The following is a 19,270-nucleotide window of genomic DNA, read 5'->3' on the forward strand; positions in this document are numbered from 1 at the left end:
TCATTTATGTTTAATATTAAAAAACTAACAGGTAGTATTCTTTTTCTATTCGCGACGCATGCTGGAATGGCGCAACAAACCTCACCTGTTGATTTCGTTAACCCGTTGATCGGTACAGAATCGAAGTATGAATTGTCTAATGGCAATACTTATCCTGCGATCGCTCGGCCTTGGGGTATGAATTTTTGGACCCCGCAGACTGGAAATATGGGCGATGGTTGGGTATATACTTACACGGCTGATAAAATTAAAGGATTTAAGCAAACGCACCAGCCAAGCCCTTGGAACAATGATTATGGTCAGTTTTCAATCATGCCAATAACAGGCACACCGCTATTTGATCAGGAAAAGCGGGCAAGCTGGTTTTCACATAAAGCGGAAATTGCAAAACCTTATTATTATAGCGTCTACCTTGCGGATCACGATGTGACAACAGAATTGTCTCCATCACAACGGGCAGCAATCTTTCAGTTCACCTTCCCCAAAACAGACAGTGCTTATGTTATTATTGATGCATTTGATAAGGGGTCTTATATTAAAGTAATTCCGCAGGAAAATAAGATTATCGGGTATTCAACAAAAAATAGCGGTGGTGTTCCGGAGAATTTCAAGAATTACTTCGTCATTACTTTCGATAGACCATTCTCCTACAAAGCTGCTGTTAAAAGCGGAGCGATAAGTAAAGATGAATTGGAAATTCAGGACAATCACGCCGGAGCAGTTGTGGGCTTCTCTTCCTTGAAAAGAGGGGAGAAGGTCACAGCCCGTATTGCTTCTTCCTTTATAAGTTTTGAGCAGGCAGAACTTAATTTAAAAGAAGTGAAGTCCAAAACATTTCAACAGGTTGTTGACGAAGGTAAAGCACAGTGGAACGAAATCCTCGGACGTGTACAGGTTGAAGACCATAATATTGACCGGTTACGTACATTTTATTCCAGCCTCTATCGTTCAACACTTTTTCCAAGGGATTTTTCTGAAATTGATGGAACAGGCAAGCGTATGCATTATAGCCCCTACAATGGGCAGGTCCTGCCTGGCGAAATGTTTACAGATACAGGTTTTTGGGACACATTCAGAAGTTTGTTTCCGCTGTTGAATTTATTATATCCATCCATGAACGATCGCATGCAAGAAGGTTTGGTCAATGCTTATAAGGAGAGTGGTTACCTTCCGGAGTGGGCTTCGCCAGGACATCGTGCATCGATGATTGGAAACAATTCCGCTTCTATTGTCGCAGATGCCTTGATCACTGATCGGAAAGGCTATGATAAAGACCTATTATGGGAAGCGCTCAAGCATGGGGCCAATAGTGCCTATCCGAAACACTCTTCGACGGGACGCTTCGGTTATGAATATTACAATAAATTGGGCTATATACCTGCTGATGTAAAAGTAGACCAAAATGTAGCACGTTCATTGGAATATGCATACAATGACTGGTGTATTTATGAATTTGGCAAAGCATTGGGCAAACCGGAAGCTGAAACAGCTATTTATGCAACACGCGCGATGAACTATAAAAATCTGTTTGACCCAAGTACAAAACTTATGCGTGGGAAAAAAGCAGACGGATCGTTCGTCTCAGATTTTGATCCAAGTGCCTGGTCAAGAGAATATACGGAGGGAAATGCTTGGCATTGGAGTTTTTGTGTGTTCCATGACCCTCAAGGTTTAATTAATTTGATGGGTGGTAATAAATCATTTGTGTCCATGTTGGATACGGTGTTTGTTATTCCGAGTTATGAGGGTATGAAAAGTCGCGGAATGATCCACGAAATGCGTGAAATGCAGGTGATGAATATGGGACAGTATGCGCATGGAAATCAGCCTATCCAACATATGCCTTATCTGTATAATTATGCTGCAGAGCCCTGGAAAGCACAATATTGGGTACGCAAAATAATGGATAAACTTTATTTGCCTACACCAGATGGCTATTGTGGTGATGAAGATAACGGGCAGACTTCAGCCTGGTATGTCTTCTCTTCGCTGGGATTTTATCCAGTTTCTCCTGCCTCGGGCGAATATGTGATTGGTTCACCACAATTCGATAAGGTGACACTAAATTTCGAAAATGGGAAAAAAGTGAATATCCAAGCTAAACAACAGGGAGCAAATCAGGTCTACGTAGATCAACTAACTTGGAATGGAAAGCCTTATAATCATAATTATATCCGTTATAAAGATTTATTGCAGGGTGCCAAACTTGATTTCAAAATGAGCGAAGAACCGAATAAAAATAGAGGTACAAAAAAAGAAGATGCTCCATATTCCTTTAGTAACGAAAAAATAAAATAATATATTATGAAGCAATTACGTATTATATCGCTAAGTCTTATTTTTGTAATCAATTTATTTGTTTTAAATGCCTTTTCACAAAATTCAATAGGTCTTACAATAGGAAGCTACAACATCCGTTATGACAATGACGGAGATCGTAAAAATGGTAACGGTTGGGATCAGCGATTTCCAGTAATCACTTCTTTAATTGATTTTGTGGATTACGATGTTTTTGGAGCACAGGAGGTATTGGTAAATCAATTGGTAGATTTGAAAAAACGTCTTACTGATTATGATTATGTTGGTGTTGGTCGGGATGACGGTAAAGTTGCGGGAGAGTTTGCGCCTATATTTTTCAAAAAGAAGAAATTTAAGAAATTAAAAAGTGGCGTCTTCTGGCTTTCTGAGACGCCAGATCGCCCTTCAAAAGGTTGGGATGCTGCCTTACCTCGTATTTGTACTTGGGTGCAGTTGCAGGAAATTAATTCTGGGAAGAAATTTTGGTACTTTAATTTGCATATGGATCATGTTGGTGTCAAAGCCCGGGAAAAAAGTAGTCGGTTGGTTGTCAAAAAAATGAAAGAGTTTGTAAAAGGGGAACTAGCTATATTGACCGGTGATTTCAATGTCGATCAAAATAATGAAATTTATAACATCCTACAAGAATCCGATTTTATAGAAGATAGTTTTGAGCTTGCTCCGACTAAATTTACATGGAACGGTACATTTAATGCTTTCGATAATAATCTTTGGACAGACAGCCGTATAGATCATGTATTCGTAACTCCTCGGATTAAAGTAAAGCATTATGCTGTTTTAACAGAATCTTATCGTAGTGCTAAAGAAAATAGTGAAGAGGTTAAAAAGGGGGATTTCCCTAAAGAACTTTCTTTTAAACAGTACGAGACAAGATTACCATCGGATCATTTTCCATTAGTGGTGAAAATCAAATTGTAACATTTGAAATTTATCGACTTTAATCTAATAAACTAGAGATATTTAAGGACATGACAGCTAATTTTTTAGGCTGTCATGGTTTTTTTACATGAATAAAATAATCTTAGCTATTTAAAGTCATACCTTTGTGATTCGAAATTTCGATATGTTAGGCAAAATATTTCATTTTTTAACACTCTTTGCATACCTTAATCTGTTGACCTATGAGTCTTTCTCCTCGGCAACTGGACAGGTGTTGCATGCAGGTGAGACCATTGTGGAGTATTTTTTGGATGACGTATTGGATTTGGAACCCATTCATTCTTCCCAAGAAGAAAAAGTACTATTGCAAGATGATTATCGTATATTTTCGCTCAATAGTCAAGTACTACCAATTTTTATTTTTGTTTTTGGAATCGTCTTTACGGCATTATGTTTTGCAAAAGATGATGAACATCCTTTTTACCGATCTAAAACCCTATGCTTACCAGGGTATTATCGCTTCCTATCCCGTTTTAGGCCATTCTAGTTACGCTCCTCTAATTTTCTAGCGGAGGCTGCAACAATTTAGTTTTATTTCTATATATGGTATGGAAGGCTTTGGGCCGCTCTTTACGCTATAGAATTGCTGTAGCTCCCATCTAACACATTCTCCTAACGACTGATTTTAAAATACCGTAGGAGGGTTTAACATTTTACATTTTTTATCGTTTATGAAGAAATTACTTTTACTGTGCCTTTTCGTGGGTATGGTTGGGATGCTGGCTTCATGCCATTCATCCAACGCTAACGCTGATTCGAAAGAAGAACTCAAAAATATACCAGTAGTACCTTTAATGGTAATGGATACGACTGTTTATCAGGAGTATATTGCGGATGTTCAAGCCTTAAAAAACGTCGAAATTCGTTCCAAATTGAATGGCTTTTTGGATAAAATTTATGTAGACGAGGGGGCTTGGGTAAAGAAAGGCCAAATGCTGTTTAAGTATAATAATGAGGAATATCGTTCGGAATTAGCCAAGGCCAAAGCACAGTATGATAATGCCATTGCGGAAGCACAAAAGATCAAGCTGGAAATGGAACGAACTCAAAAATTGGTTGACAAGAATATTGTGAGCTCTTCCGAATATAATTTATTGAAAATTCAATTAAAAGCGGCCAATTCTAAAATCGAAGAAGCCCGAGCTTTGGTAAATCAGGCACAGACAAGATTGGACTATACTGTTATACAGGCTCCTTTTGACGGTCGTATAGACCGTATCTTATTGAGAGAAGGCTCTTTATTGACCGAGGGTAGCTTAATTACGACGATCTCCGATTTAAGTAAAGTGAACGTTTATTTTGATATTTCTGAAAGGGAGTATCTGACACTTATGCGTGATAAGTTGGACGGTAAGGAGACGCAAAAATCGGTCAAGTTAATTTTGGCTAATGGTGAACTGTATCCACACGAGGGAATTGCCCATTTGGTAGAAAGTGAATTTGAAGCCAATACTGGATCCATTGCCCTTCGGGTTCAATTTCCCAATGCCGAGCATATCCTAAAGCATGGTGCAACAGGTAAGATTGCAGTGCCAATGCAGACAGGGCAACATACCTTTGTACACCAAAAATCAGTATTTGAAATTCAGGACAAAACATACGTTTATACTGTACAGGCAGATAGTACCGTAAAAATGACACCTTTTACAGCGGGCCCACGTGTGGGGCATTATTACATTGTGGATGGAGGTTTAGATCCCAACGCCAAGATTGTCTATGAGGGAGTACAGGGACTGCGGAGTGGAATGAAGATTAATCCAAAAATGAGGAAACTGTAGGGGAGGATAAATTATGTTTGAAACATTTATAAAACGACCCATATTGTCGTTGGTTATTTCGGTGTTTATTACACTTTTAGGGTTGTTGGCCTTATTTACATTGCCCATCACGCAATTTCCGGACATTGTACCACCTTCGGTCGTCGTCAATGCCAATTATACAGGTGCCAATGCTGAGGTGAGTACAAATGCTGTCGCTATTCCTTTGGAAAAAGCAATCAACGGTGTAGCTGGGATGACTTACATGAATTCAGTGTCTACCAATAACGGCAGCACGGTTATTCAAATCTTTTTTGAAGTTGGTACAGATCCAGATATTGCGGCTGTAAACGTACAGAATAGGGTAACAACGGTATTGGATGAACTCCCTGAAGAGGTCATCAAAGCAGGGGTAACCACCGAAAAAGAGGTCAACTCCATGCTGATGTATCTGAATGTTTTTACCGATGATGAAACTGCGGATGAAAGATTCATTTACAATTTCGCAGATATCAACATTCTAAAGGAACTGAAACGGATCGAAGGCGTCGGTCTCGCTCAGATTATGGGAATGCGGGATTACGCTATGCGTGTTTGGGTTAAACCTGATCGTATGGCAGCGTATAATATTTCCACCGAAGATGTGGTGGCAGCATTGCGAAAGCAGAATATTGAGGCTGCACCGGGGCAAACAGGGATTAGCTCGGATAAGATGCGCAATATGCAACAATATGTGTTACGTTATCCTGGTAAATTCACCGAAATAGAGGAATATGCTAATATTCCTATTCGGGCGAATTCCAATGGTTCCATTATCCGTATTAAAGACGTTGCAGATGTCGAATTTGGCTCGTTGGACTATGAAATGGTTTCCAAAACCGATGGTCGGCCTTCAGCTTCCATTATGTTGAAGCAATTACCAGGGTCAAATGCACAGGAGGTTATTCAACGTGTGAAAGATCGCATGGCAGAATTGAAACAGACACAATTTCCAAGCGGAATGACCTATACAATGGGCTATGACGTATCACGTTTCTTAGATGCTTCGATTTCTTCCGTTATCAAGACCTTACTGGAAGCCTTTCTTTTGGTTTTTATTGTTGTATTTATCTTTTTACAGGATTTTAGGGCGACTATTATTCCTATTTTGGCTGTCCCGGTCTGTTTAATTGGGGCTTTATTTTTTATGCAGATGCTCGGTTTCTCGATCAACTTACTGACCTTATTTGCACTGGTACTGGCAATAGGTATTGTGGTCGATAATGGTATTGTGGTCGTCGAAGCTGTATACGCAAAGATGGAAGAAGAACATTTGCAGCCTATGGAAGCTACATTGGAAGCAATGAAAGAAGTCGGTGGCGCTGTTGTGGCTATTACACTTGTCATGTCTGCGGTATTTGTTCCGGTTGCCTTTCTATCGGGGCCAGTAGGGATTTTTTATCGTCAATTTTCATTGACGCTCGCGGCTGCCATTGTTATTTCAGGTATCAACGCGTTGACATTGACACCCGCTTTATGTGCGCTTTTCTTGAAATCGCCTCACGATCGCAAACCATCGAATAATTGGCTCGATCGTTTCTTTAAAAAATTCAACGCAGTTTATGATAAGACAGCCTTTGGTTACAAGGGGATTTTGGTAAAAACAAGTGCACGGCGCGGATTGACCTTGCTTTTACTTGGCGTTTTCTTTGTCGCCACCTGGGGAAGTAGCGCGATCTTACCTTCGGGCTTTATTCCAACCGAGGATCAGGGAATGATTTATGTCGCTGTAACCACACCTCCTGGAGCAACGGTGGACCGTACCGAACGTGTTTTGGATAAAATTGACTCTGTATCACGTCAGCTTGATATTGTGGAAACCGTTTCTACATTATCGGGATATAGTATTATTACCGAAGTGTCCGGCGCTTCCTACGGGATGGGGATGATCAATCTGAAGCCCTGGAAAGAGCGAGATCAGACAGTAGATGATGTCATTAAAGATTTACGCGAGAGAACCAAGGACTTTGCCGATGCGGAAATTGATTTCTTTCCTCCACCAACAGTTCCAGGCTTTGGTAACTCATCAGGTTTTGAACTACGTCTATTGGACCGTAGTGGTAATGAAGATCTCAATAAGACGGCCGAAGTGCTGCAGAAGTTTATGGACGATATGGAAAAAAGTGATGTTCTTCAGGATATCAACTCCAGTTTTGATGTGAACTTTCCACAGTATATGCTGAAGGTGGACTACGATATGGCTGCAAAAAAAGGAATATCGGTGGAGAATGCCATGAATACGCTGCAGACCTTAATGGGAAGTCTTTATGCGACAAATTTCATCCGTTACGGACAGATGTATAAGGTCATGGTACAGGCTGGTCCCGAATATCGCCAAAGACCAGAAGATGTATTACGTTTATATGTGAAGAATGAGACGGGTGAGATGGTACCATACAATGCCTTTATTTCGATGGAAAGAATTTATGGTCCTGAACAAATTACCCGTTACAATATGTTTAGTTCGGCCATGATTACAGGACAATCCTCAGCAGGCTTTAGTTCTGGACAAGCGATCGAAGAAGTGGAAAAAATAGCGTCATCTCTTCCTCAAGGTTATAGTATCGAATGGTCTGGTATGACTCGGGAACAGAAAATCTCTGGAAATCAGGCTTTGTATATTTTCGCACTTTGTCTTCTGTTTGTTTATCTGTTGTTATGTGCACAGTACGAAAGCTTCTTATTGCCGTTACCAGTTCTGCTCTGTCTTCCGGCGGGGATCTTTGGTGCTTTCATTTTCTTGAAGGTCTTTGGATTGGAAAACAATATCTACGCGCAGGTCGCATTGGTCATGCTGATTGGTTTGTTAGGTAAAAATGCGATTCTGATTGTGGAATATGCCAATTTGAAATATAAGCAAGGAATGGATATCGTGACAGCTTCGATCGAAGGAGCAGTTGCCCGCTTACGCCCGATATTAATGACTTCCTTTGCTTTTATTGCAGGTTTGATACCCTTGATGATGGCCAGTGGAGCGGGAGCATTGGGTAATCGAAGTATCGGTACTGCTGCTGTGGGTGGAATGCTCATTGGAACCATACTGGGGGTAATTGTCATCCCAGGCTTAGTGATCTTATTTTCAAAAAAAGAGAATAAGAAACAAGTTGTGAAACAAGCCTCTTTGGTTATTGCCGCACTTATTTTATTTGGAAGTTGTTCGGTTCCCAAAAAAGCTCTCCAACCGGAGAAAGTAAACGTACCGAATTCCTTTTCTAAACATCTTTCGCCAGATAGTTTAAATGTGGGAAGCCGGCCTTGGAAGGAAATTTTTAAAGATTCGCAGTTGGTTTCCTTAATTGATTCGGCGTTGCAGAACAATTTGGATATTCGTCAATCCATCCTACGTTTGGAATCTGCGCAAGCTTATTTTAAGCAACGGAAAGCCGCTTTAGGTCCTAGGGTCGAGGCCACAGTAGAAGGAGGAATACGGAAGTATGGCCACTATACTGAGTCAGGGATCGGTAATTACGATTCAAATTTCTCGGAGAATTTGAAAAATGATGAAAAATTACCCGAACCATTTATCCCAGATTATTTTATCGGACTTCGTTCATCTTGGGAGATTGATCTTTGGGGAAAGTTAAAGAGCCAAAAACAAGCTGCTTATTTTAGCTTCCTAGCAGAGCAGGAGGGAAAGCGTCTCTTGGAAACGGAATTAGTCTCTAATATTGCAACAGCTTATTATGAACTAATTGCTTTGGATCAAAAGATAAAAGTATATAATCGGAATATTGAATTGCATAAGAATGCACTGGAAGTTGTTGAAGTAAAAAAAGATGCTGGTTATGCGACTGAGCTTTCTGTACAACAGTTTAAAGCGCTTTTGGCCAATTCTAAAGCTGCTAAAGAACAATTGATCCAAGAGATAGCACTTTGGGAACACCATATAAACGGTTTATTAGGACGTTTTTATCAACCTATTGTACGAAGTACATATGCTGAAAATGCGGATTTATATCATGCAATGCATTTTGGTACACCGGATGATCTTGTCAACCAACGTCCCGATATCAAGGCTGCTTATTTGAAAGTGATTGCCTCTTCGAATAATCAGGAAGCATCACGTTTGGCTTTTCTGCCTTCTGTAGCAATAAGTCCATTTATCGGATTGCAGAGCTTTAGCTTTAACAAGTTATTTAATTTGGATAAATCTATTGCTTATAACTTATTTGGCGGTATTACGCTTCCGATATTTAACCAAAGGCAACTGAAAACGCAGTACGAGATTGCAAAAGCGGACTATGGGATTGCTTTTTTGGATTATGAAAAAATGGTTCTGAATGCTTATAATGAGGTTTCTAATGTGATTATGACGCAAGAGGCAATAGGCAGACGACGTGGTTTTGTCGATGAGCATGTTCAAGCATTAAAGCTCTCTATCGAGGCCGCACAGGAACTATTTATTGCTGGACGGGTGACCTCTTTGGACGTCGTTACAGCCCAGAAGGAGTCGCTGGAAGCCCAAATCGGAAAAGTAGAATTGGAGAAAGAAAACACGTTAAACCAGATTCTACTATACAAAGCCTTGGGAGGAGGTTGGCAATAGGTTGCCATACATTAAAAAGAAAACTATTTTTCATGCGATAAAGAATTAACTTGTTAATTCTTGGACCCTTAACTGGGTCGGGGGAAGAGGCCGTCGGGAGACGTCCTCTTTTTTGTTGTTATTTTTATGTAGTTTAGTCTACACGATGTTGAACCGAGTTTATTATGTTGCAGCGCATTTTTCTTTTTATTCTTTTTGCTCATTTTAGTCTTTACCTATCTGCGCAAGTAGATTCCGATAGTACCCGGGTTTTGCAACGATTGGAATATTTGATGGAAAATCAGAAAATTTACATCAAGAACCGTGAAGATAAATTGGAGAAATTAAAACAGGAGGCCAAAGCATTAGAAAGTAATCCTGTTCAATTTTTGAAGAAGAACTACGAAATCTTTGAAAATTATAAGAAGTTTGATTCTGACGCAGCACTTACTTATATTTTACTGTGTCAAAAGCTCGCTCCACCGAATAATGACTCCTTACAGGCGGTTATTCATCTCGATTTGGCCTGGGTGTATTCCACCATTGGACGGTATATAGAAGCTTCACAATTGTTAAAGCAAGTTGAGCCCGCTCATCTTGGCCGGGATCTCTTGGCGAAATATTACGATACCTACAGCTCCTTTTATAGTCATTACGGTCAGAGCAATAATCGATCGGAATATTACCAGGCAAGTGAAAAGTATCGTGATTCTCTGTTAACTGTACTACCAAAGTCTTCCTTGGAGTATCGTACAACCATTGCTATAAAAACACTTTTTAATGGTAATCGTGAGGATGCTAAAAAGCAATTGTTGGTCCTCTGGAATGAGAACAAAAAGGATATTGAGCAGCGCGCGCTGATAGCCTATTTTATGGGGCTCATTTACAAATATGAAAAGGATACAAAAAGTCAAATTTACTATCTTTCCATATCAGCCAGTGCAGATATTGAAATGGCTAATCGCGACAACGCATCTTTTCATGATCTGGCGCTAACGTATTACGACCAACAGGATTTCGATCGCGCTTTTCAGTTTATTGAAAAAGCCATAGACGATGCGATGTTATGTAAAGTGCGGTATCGCATTATTGAAGGTACCTCTTCTTATCCTATAATCAATGCCGCCTATCAGCAGAAAATCAGTAGCCAAAATCGGCAACTGGTAGGCTTGGTCATTATCGTCAGTATTTTATTGATTGGTGTAATCATTGGACTTTTCATTATTTATAGACAAGTGCAACATTTGAGAAGGATACGATCGGAATTATCGGCTACAAACCAACAACTTCGATCATTGAATGATGAAATAAACCAGACTAACCTTAAATTATCTGAATCCAATCATATTAAAGAAGAATATATTGCGCAATTCTTTGATATGTGTTCGAGTTATATCGATAAAATGGAAGATATCAGAAAAGCACTGTTGAAAAAAGCGACGAATCAGCAGTGGGATGCCTTACGCGAACAGTTAAAGTCAACGCAAATGGAAGAAAGAGAGGTGCAGCAACTCTATGTTAATTTTGACCGTATCTTTTTAAATCTATATCCAACCTTTGTTGATGAATTCAATGCCTTACTTCAGGAGGACGAGAAAATCTATCCCAAAAAAACTGAATTGTTAAATACTGAACTTCGGATTTTCGCATTGATTCGATTAGGGATCGATGATTCTGTGAAGATTGCAAGTTTCCTTCGATATTCTCTTCGGACAGTTTATAATTATAGAACAAAAGTGCGTAATAAGGCTGCGGGAAACCGCGATGCTTTTGAAGCTGCTGTGTGTCAGATTGCGGTGATCGACCGGGCCTAAAATGTAGGGTAATACCCGAAAATTGGCTGTTTTAAAGACGATTGTACGCTCCTGTAGGTACTTTTTAATGCTGTATTTAATTTGTAATAATCTTTATGTTAGCTGTTTGCATTTTTTTTCTGGTACTTTTTCAGTACTAGCTCTTTTTTCTCCGTCTTGGTGATCTTAGTTTTGTTTTGAGCAATGAAGCAGGGGAAACTCATTGCCATTTTGGAATAACCAAAAGATTAAACAATAACCAATTTTTTTATTTCATATGATTTACTTTACACGAAAAGTTGCCTTTTCAATGGGGCTAGCTTTCTTGTTTACTTTGGTGAATTTGGTATTTGCCCAAGACCGAGTTCAAGTCAGTGGACGTATCTTGGATGCTCAAGATCAGAAACCACTCTCTGGAGTAACCATTACACAAAAAGGAAGTAATAATGCAGTCTCCAGTAATGCAGATGGGCGTTTTCAAATTTCTGCTAGCATCGGCAGTATACTCCAATTTACGTTTGTTGGCTACGACAGCAAAGAATTACCTGCCAACAGTACCATGGTCGTCCAATTGAATTCATCAACCAATATGCTGGAGGATGTCATTGTAATCGGTTATGGTAGTGTTAAAAGAAAAGATGTCACGACTGCAATCTCTTCTGTTTCCACGAAAGACCTTGAAAAGCGACCTGTGACTAATTTTGGACAAGCCATTCAAGGTAAGGCTGCCGGCGTCACTGTTATTCAACCGAGTGGCCAGCCTGGTGCAGCACCTCAGATACAAATTCGGGGGATAACGTCTTTTAATAGTAATACCACTCCTTTATATGTTGTTGATGGAGTTCCTGTGGAAGATATTAAGTTCTTGTCTCCCAATGACATCACGGACATTCAAATTCTAAAGGACGCCTCATCGGCAGCGATCTACGGCTCGCGTGGTTCAAACGGTGTCATCTTGGTTACGACAAAATCAGGAAAAGCCGGCGAAGCAAAAATTACGCTTGGAACACAGTGGACGGCCAATGTTGTCAATAACACGGTTAAAGTTTTAAATACCAGTCAATACAAAGACTTACAGGATGAAATAGGTATGATCAATCTGCCGGAGGGATTGTTGGATCAAACGGATTGGTTCAAAGAAACCTACAAGACAGGTATTCAACAAAATCATCAAATATCCATCTCGGATGGTAATGAGAAGCTTCGTTACTATTTAGGTGGAGGGTACTTGAACGAAAAAGGAACATTACAAGGATCCTTTTTTAGACGATATAATTTTCGTGCTAATATTGATAACCAAGTTCGAAAATGGCTAAAGGTGAATGCGAATATCAATTATTCCGATAACAATGATAATGGAATTACCTCCGGATTGGGTTCTAACCGTGGTGGAGTAGTTACATCTGTAATCACAACACCTACTTACGCCCCTGTATGGGATCCAACAAATCCAGATCGATTCTATAATAATTTTTATGGGATCAACAACATCACCAGTCCTTTGGAAAACCTAGCCCGGACAAGAAATAATAATAACCGCGAAAACCGTCTTGTTGCCACAGGAAGTGCATTGATTTCCTTTATGCCTAACTTAACATGGAAAACTTCATTTTCATTAGATCGAAGATCCGGGGTGATGACCACCTTTTTGGATCCTTGGACGACAGCGTGGGGAAGAAATCAATTCGGGGAAGCTTCGGATATTCGTAATACAAATACCGTGTTAACGTGGGACAATTTCTTGACGTACACGAAGAGCTTCGGAAAGCATAATTTGGAAGTAATGGGCGGTTCGTCATGGACGGATTCTAAGTACTCCAGAAGCTATATCTATGGTTCAAACTATGCAAATGGAATCATTGAGACACTTAATGCTGCAAATAAGATCTCTTGGGATAGAACAGGATCTACAGCATCCAATTGGGGGATTATGTCCTATTTCGCACGCGCAATGTACAATTATGATGGCAAGTATTTATTGACCGCAAATATGCGTGCCGATGGTTCTTCCAAGCTAAGTCCAGAACGACGCTGGGGCTATTTTCCATCGGTATCGGCTGCTTGGAGAATCTCTGCTGAAGATTTTATGAAAGATGTAACCTGGATAAACGACTTAAAAATCCGGGGGGGATGGGGACAGACAGGTAATCAATACGGATTAGGCGATTATGCTTACCTGCAATTGAGCGGTATCCAACGTCAACAATGGTTTGTTGAGGGAAAAGACAATGCTGTACCAAATATCAATAAACCAACAATCTTAAGAGCGAAGGATTTAACTTGGGAAACGACAAGCACAACCAGTATCGGTTTTGATGTCACGATGTTGAATAATCGACTCAGCATCAGCGCCGATTACTACAACAAGGATACCAAGAATCTTTTAATGAATGCGAGCTTGCCTGCAGGACAGCAAGCAACTACAATCCAAAGAAATGGTGGAAGGTTGAATAATCATGGTTTTGAATTTGCGGTAAATTCGAAAAATCTGACCGGTAACTTGACTTGGAACACAGATTTTAATATCTCTTTCAACAGAAATAAGCTTCAGCAGCTCGACTTACAACAGGTGTATTATGATGTCAAAACGAACGATTATGTCAATGATTTTGTGGTGAAAAATGAGCCCGGAAGATCGCTTGCAGGATTCTTCGGTTATATTTCAGATGGCGTAAACCCTGAAACCGGTGAGCTCATGTATCGCGACCTGAACGGAGATGGCAAGATCTCGTCAAGCGACCGTACGTATATCGGCAATCCCCTGCCAAAGTTTGTGTATGGTATGACAAATAGTTTCTCCTGGAAAAATTTCGATCTAAGCGTATTCATTCAGGGAACTTATGGAAACGACATCTTCAATGCCAGCCGTATGGAAACAGAAGGGATGTATGATGGTCGAAATCAAACGACAGTTGTATTGGATCGTTGGCGGGTACCGGGACAGATTACCCATGTTCCTAAAGCTGGGTTTGACATGAAGAATTCAACCTATTTTGTTGAAGATGGTAGTTATTTGCGGATGAAAAATGTCTCCTTGGGCTATTCCATTTCTCCGGAGAGACTGAAGCGTATTGGTATCCATAAAATTCAGCCTTATCTATCTGTAAGCAATCTGTTTACCTTGACTAAGTATTCGGGTATGGATCCGGAAGTAAACCAATATTCGGGCGGATCCGATTCGAGAATACAAGGTATAGATTGGGGTACCTATCCACAGAATCGTTCATTTGTTTTAGGTCTTAATATTGAGTTTTAATTGTCTGTATCATGAAAAAATATATAAGTAATGCTCTTTCTTTGCTATCCGGCTCTTTGTTTTTATTTTCTTGCTCTTTGAACCGTGATCCACTTTCAGATTATTCGGATGTGAGTCAAGGGAAGACCGAGACAGGAACGCAGATTGTTTTTAAGAATAGAGCTGAGGTTGAGACCTATTTGGCGGGGATTTATCAGCAAATGAAAGATCGGCAGGAACATTGGTATCTCGATCTGCTCCTAATCGGAGATTCCCATGCCGATAATTCCTATGCGGGAACGACGGGAGCGGAAGTTGTACCTTTTGAAAATAATTCTATTGAAGGGTCTAATTCGGTTGTTGACCGGGATTGGGGAAGATATCTGGAAGATGTTGGACGTGCAAATCGATTGATCATTTACGTTGATAGTGTTGCTGATAAATCGTTGAGCGATACGGATATTAGAACGTATAAGGCACAAGCTAAACTATTCAGAGCATTGGCGATGTTTGATATGGTCCGTATATTCGGATCTATCCCTGTCATTACCACAATTGCACCCGATATTACAGGTGACAATGTCAATGAAGTTTATCCGCAATATTTTCCAAAACAAGCCACAGAAGAAGAAGCCTATAAGCAGATCGAAAAAGACTTGATGGACGGATTGGCTGATGCACCAGCCAACAATAATGGGAATAAGACTTTATTTACCAAATCCGTCGCACGAGCGATGCTGGCAAAGATCTATGCCGAAAAACCAATTCGCGATTACGCTAAAGTTATCCAATATGTTGACGCATTGGCTGCGGATGGATTTGATCTGAATACCAATTACTCAGATCTATATGCAATGAATGCAAGCAACACAGATCTTGCACAGCGGAATACGAAAGAATCGATTTTGGAAGCACAGTTTACTTCGGGTGGAGGTAATTGGGCGACTTGGATGTTTGGAAGGGATTTGTCCAATTATGATAATAACTTCACATGGGCCAAATGGATAACCCCATCTCGGGACTTGATTCAAGCGTATACGAATGAAGGGGACCAGGTTCGTTTGGGGCAATCTATTGTTTATTATTCCACTACTTGGAGCAACTATTATCCGTCAAACCATTATCCATTCATGTTTAAATTACGTTCTGCATTTAATAGTATTGTCAAGCTTCGTTACGCAGACCTTTTATTGTTAAAAGCGGAAGCATTAATTCAGCAGGGATCAGATCTATCTGGAGCGGCAGACATTATTGACAAAATTCGCACCCGTGCTAAATTGCCTAAAATATCCGCTGCCGTACGTTCAAATAAGGATGCTTTATTAGACGCTTATTTGAAAGAACGTCGTCTTGAATTGGCCTTCGAAGGACAACGATGGTTTGATCTCGTGCGCTTAGATAAGGTGGAATCTGTCATGAATGCTGTTTATGCTAAAGATGCTGGAAGAAAGGCACAGGTGTATCCCTTCACGAAGAACTCTTACCGTTTACCAATTCCGCAACCAAAAATTGATCAGAATCCTAATCTAGTTCAGAATCCGGGGTATTAACTGATTTAACAACGGAAATCCTCATTTGATGGATGGCGAAAAATTTATTAACAGATGAAACGCAATAATAAAAAAACTATGATATATACATTCTTGTTGTCCTGTCTAGTGACGGCAACATCTTGTAACCGTGACAGCTATATACCTTCACAAGGTGATGAAATTAAAAAAAGTGGTGATGTTACCATTTATACGACGACAGGCAGTCGGTCTTTGGATTTTGGAAAACGCTTTGTTGATTTCAGTTCCAAATTTAACATGTCGCCCAATACAATTACGCTAGATCCAGCTAAGAAATTTCAGACAATGGACGGCTTCGGTGCAGCAGTTACAGGGTCTACCTGCTATAATCTGATGAAGATGAGTAAGGAAGATCGAACAAAATTTCTTACGGAGACTTTCTCAGATAAAGATGGAATGGGAATGAATTACATCCGTATTGCTATTGGATGTTCCGACTTCTCTTTGAGTGAATATACCTGCTGGGATAAGGAAGGAAAGGAAAATTTTGGACTACAGTCGGAAGAAACACAATATATCATTCCAGTGCTGAAAGAAATACTTGCCATCAATCCATCCATAAAAATCATGGGCTCCCCATGGACTCCACCGAAATGGATGAAAGTTAACAACTTAACTGATTTAAAGCCCTTTGATTCGTGGACCAGTGGTCAGTTAAATCCAAAGTATTATCAGGACTATGGTTGGTATTTCGTTCAATGGATCCAAGCAATGAAGAAAGAAGGCATTCATATTTATTCGATTACTGTTCAAAATGAACCATTGAACAGAAAGAATTCCGCTTCGCTTTATATGTCATGGCAAGAGCAACAAGCTTTTGTCAAACAAGCGCTAGGCCCACAGTTAAAAGCGGCTAACTTATCAACAAAGATCTATGCATTTGATCATAATTATAACTATGATAACATTGCTGATCAGGCTGATTACCCTGTAAAGATCTATAACGATGCCGGAGCGGCTTCATTCTTCGCCGGAGCGGCGTACCATAATTATGGTGGGGATAAGGCTGAACTTATCGATATTCATAATCAACGCCCAGATAAGGAACTGGTATTTACAGAAACATCTATTGGGGAATGGAATGATGGACGCAATCTTGAAAAACGTTTGATGGAGGATATGCGTGAAGTTGCATTGGGCACCGTCAACAATTGGAGCAAGGGCGTCATTGTATGGAACCTGATGCTTGATACCGACAAAGGGCCAAATCGCGAAGGTGGCTGTCAGACATGTTATGGCGCCGTGGATATCAGTAAGGCAAATTATAAGAATATAACACGTAATTCGCACTATTATATTGTTGGTCATCTTTCCTCAGTGGTCAAATCAGGGGCCACACGGATTGGCGCTTCTGGATATACAGCGGAAGGGTTGGTTTATACTGCATTCCAAAATACAGACGGAACCTATGCTGTTGTTCTGTTAAACGAATCGGGCGATAGTCGTAAAATTACCTTGGCAGATGGTAAACATCATTTTAGCTATGATGTACCAGCTAAGTCGGTTGTTTCTTACCGCTGGACCTATTAATTGGAGGATGATAAACCTTAAGCGCTATCACATGGATAGCGCATAAATTATGAACAAATGAAAAGATATCTCATCAATATACTATTGGGAACTGCTGCAATTACCGCAGTCAGTTCCTGTAAAAAGGATGAAAAATATACCTATCAAATAGGGGATCCTAAAATCGAATTGAAATCACCTATTTCAGCCGCAAACTTTGGGGACAGTCTCGAATTTCAGCTGCACGTGTCGGATAGTGAAGTAGCGCTGTCTACGGTTAAAGCACAATTGTATTTTACAGACGACAAGGTAACAGAAACCGTCATTCGTACCAAACAAAATGGAGATTATACTGGAAAAATTTATGTTCCGTTCCTGAAAGATATTCCCGATGGAAAAGCAACCCTTAAGTTTGTCTTACAGAATATTAGCCAAAAAATAACGGAACAATCTTTTGATATTAATCTGAGCAGACCCGACTTTCCATATTTAACTTTAGTCACAGCATCTAAGTCCTATCGCATGGAAAGGGTAGGGCGTAATCAATATGCGGCAAAAGAGAATTTTCCATTTTCGGTAAAGGGCTATATTCAAGCACCAAAAGTGGGCGCACAAGGCAATCTGATGAATTTTGGTTGGGTCAATAATGTTATAAACCTAGGGTCTACGGCTGAAATCCCATTTTCAAATTCAACTTCTGGAACCTATAGCATCGCATTTAATACCTCAACTTATCAAGCTTCACCGTTTATTATTGCTTATGCCATTAATGGAACGGTATTCAGTCGCCTTGATGATGAGCACTTTAAGGCAGAGTTGAATATGGTAAAAGGCGAGAAGGTGGTTATTGACGGAATAGAAGATCTGAAGAATTGGTGGATTGATCCGGACTATTTTACACAAGCTCCTGACGGATCAATCGCTTTCAACGGAATGAACGGTAAGTATCGCGTTACTGCGGACTTTACCTTAAAATATTTTGTGGTTGAAGCGATGACAGGTAATGATTTAGCAAAATTACAAGATGACGGAAGTGGGGCGGTTTGGATTATTGGTGAAGGAATCGGAAAACCTAAGGTATCCAGTAATCAGGTAGGCTGGAACACAGATAAAGCGCTTTGTCTGGTGCCGCTAGGCAACAAGAAATACCAGATAACTGTTAAGGCAGGAGAGTCTATAAATTCTGATAACATCAATTTCAAATTTTTCCATCAAAAAGGATGGGGCGGTGAATTTGGTGGCACAGACCTGACAACGACAAGTGATATCGTTTTTGTGGGGGATGGAAAGAATGGACGCGACTCGGGCAATCTTGGCATCAAAACCGCTAAAGTATTAGAGACCGGTAAAACCTATGTTTTTACATTGGATTTAGCTGCAGGCAATAAGAAAGCTGTCTTGACGATTGCAACAAAATAATTATAATTGAGTCTTATAAGTCCTAGGTAGTAGTCTTCCTAGGACTTTTTCTTTTAAATAGCATTTGTTTATTCCAAGATTCATTTGTTATATTTGCCCAAACTCACACAGATTATCATGAGTTGGCCAGTTTACAAGATAATGAAGTAATCTTCCTGATGTAA

Annotated in this window: 10 protein-coding genes; all 10 read left to right on the plus strand. The window is 40.0% G+C overall.

Annotated elements, in window-relative coordinates; all coding sequences use genetic code 11:
* The first annotated feature begins 6 nt into the window (after positions 1–6).
* The 10 genes from B4Z47_RS11155 to B4Z47_RS11200 all read left to right on the plus strand — a co-directional run bounded on the left by B4Z47_RS11155 (position 7) and on the right by B4Z47_RS11200 (position 19,106).
* Positions 7–2,298 carry a GH92 family glycosyl hydrolase gene (locus tag B4Z47_RS11155; RefSeq protein WP_115046905.1) on the plus strand — a complete coding sequence of 764 codons (2,292 nt, stop codon included), beginning with the start codon at positions 7–9 and terminating at the stop codon, positions 2,296–2,298.
* A 6-nt stretch (positions 2,299–2,304) separates the two neighbouring features.
* Entirely contained in the window at positions 2,305–3,237 is a 933-nt protein-coding gene (locus B4Z47_RS11160; protein WP_286727355.1) for an endonuclease/exonuclease/phosphatase family protein, read from the plus strand.
* Between the two features lie 145 nt (positions 3,238–3,382).
* Positions 3,383–3,745 (plus strand): hypothetical protein, encoded by a 363-nt coding sequence (locus B4Z47_RS11165; protein ID WP_070561742.1) that lies wholly within the window; start codon positions 3,383–3,385, stop codon positions 3,743–3,745.
* A 184-nt stretch (positions 3,746–3,929) separates the two neighbouring features.
* Positions 3,930–5,036: an efflux RND transporter periplasmic adaptor subunit gene (locus B4Z47_RS11170; protein WP_115046907.1), complete on the plus strand. Its 1,107-nt coding sequence runs from the start codon at positions 3,930–3,932 to the stop codon at positions 5,034–5,036.
* Positions 5,037–5,049: 13 nt separating this feature from the next.
* Positions 5,050–9,600 carry an efflux RND transporter permease subunit gene (locus B4Z47_RS11175; RefSeq protein ID WP_115046909.1) on the plus strand — a complete coding sequence of 1,517 codons (4,551 nt, stop codon included), beginning with the start codon at positions 5,050–5,052 and terminating at the stop codon, positions 9,598–9,600.
* 164 nt (positions 9,601–9,764) lie between these two features.
* Positions 9,765–11,393, plus strand: coding sequence for a DUF6377 domain-containing protein (locus B4Z47_RS11180; RefSeq protein ID WP_286727356.1), 1,629 nt, complete (start codon positions 9,765–9,767; stop codon positions 11,391–11,393).
* A gap of 256 nt (positions 11,394–11,649) precedes the next feature.
* On the plus strand, positions 11,650–14,628 hold the full coding sequence (locus B4Z47_RS11185; RefSeq protein ID WP_286727357.1) for a SusC/RagA family TonB-linked outer membrane protein: 2,979 nt from the start codon (positions 11,650–11,652) through the stop codon (positions 14,626–14,628).
* Positions 14,629–14,639: 11 nt separating this feature from the next.
* Positions 14,640–16,157, plus strand: a complete 1,518-nt coding sequence (locus B4Z47_RS11190) for a RagB/SusD family nutrient uptake outer membrane protein (protein WP_115046913.1) — start codon at positions 14,640–14,642, stop codon at positions 16,155–16,157.
* A 78-nt stretch (positions 16,158–16,235) separates the two neighbouring features.
* Positions 16,236–17,708 carry a glycoside hydrolase family 30 protein gene (locus B4Z47_RS11195; protein WP_083295791.1) on the plus strand — a complete coding sequence of 491 codons (1,473 nt, stop codon included), beginning with the start codon at positions 16,236–16,238 and terminating at the stop codon, positions 17,706–17,708.
* Between the two features lie 57 nt (positions 17,709–17,765).
* Positions 17,766–19,106, plus strand: coding sequence for a DUF5125 domain-containing protein (locus B4Z47_RS11200; protein ID WP_070561730.1), 1,341 nt, complete (start codon positions 17,766–17,768; stop codon positions 19,104–19,106).
* Positions 19,107–19,270: the final 164 nt, after the last annotated feature.

Origin of the sequence: Sphingobacterium sp. UBA2610 (assembly GCF_002339225.1) — a bacterium.
GTDB classification, from domain to species: Bacteria; Bacteroidota; Bacteroidia; order Sphingobacteriales; family Sphingobacteriaceae; genus Sphingobacterium; species Sphingobacterium multivorum.

Excerpts from the sequence above, each read along its gene's own strand:
- B4Z47_RS11155 (WP_115046905.1), top strand. The coding sequence starts at position 7 with ATGTTTAATATTAAAAAACTAACAGGTAGTATTCTTTTTCTATTCGCG.
- B4Z47_RS11190 (WP_115046913.1), top strand. The coding sequence starts at position 14,640 with ATGAAAAAATATATAAGTAATGCTCTTTCTTTGCTATCCGGCTCTTTG.
- B4Z47_RS11195 (WP_083295791.1), top strand. The coding sequence starts at position 16,236 with ATGATATATACATTCTTGTTGTCCTGTCTAGTGACGGCAACATCTTGT.
- B4Z47_RS11160 (WP_286727355.1), top strand. The coding sequence starts at position 2,305 with ATGAAGCAATTACGTATTATATCGCTAAGTCTTATTTTTGTAATCAAT.
- B4Z47_RS11170 (WP_115046907.1), top strand. The coding sequence starts at position 3,930 with ATGAAGAAATTACTTTTACTGTGCCTTTTCGTGGGTATGGTTGGGATG.
- B4Z47_RS11180 (WP_286727356.1), top strand. The coding sequence starts at position 9,765 with ATGTTGCAGCGCATTTTTCTTTTTATTCTTTTTGCTCATTTTAGTCTT.
- B4Z47_RS11175 (WP_115046909.1), top strand. The coding sequence starts at position 5,050 with ATGTTTGAAACATTTATAAAACGACCCATATTGTCGTTGGTTATTTCG.
- B4Z47_RS11185 (WP_286727357.1), top strand. The coding sequence starts at position 11,650 with ATGATTTACTTTACACGAAAAGTTGCCTTTTCAATGGGGCTAGCTTTC.
- B4Z47_RS11200 (WP_070561730.1), top strand. The coding sequence starts at position 17,766 with ATGAAAAGATATCTCATCAATATACTATTGGGAACTGCTGCAATTACC.
- B4Z47_RS11165 (WP_070561742.1), top strand. The coding sequence starts at position 3,383 with ATGTTAGGCAAAATATTTCATTTTTTAACACTCTTTGCATACCTTAAT.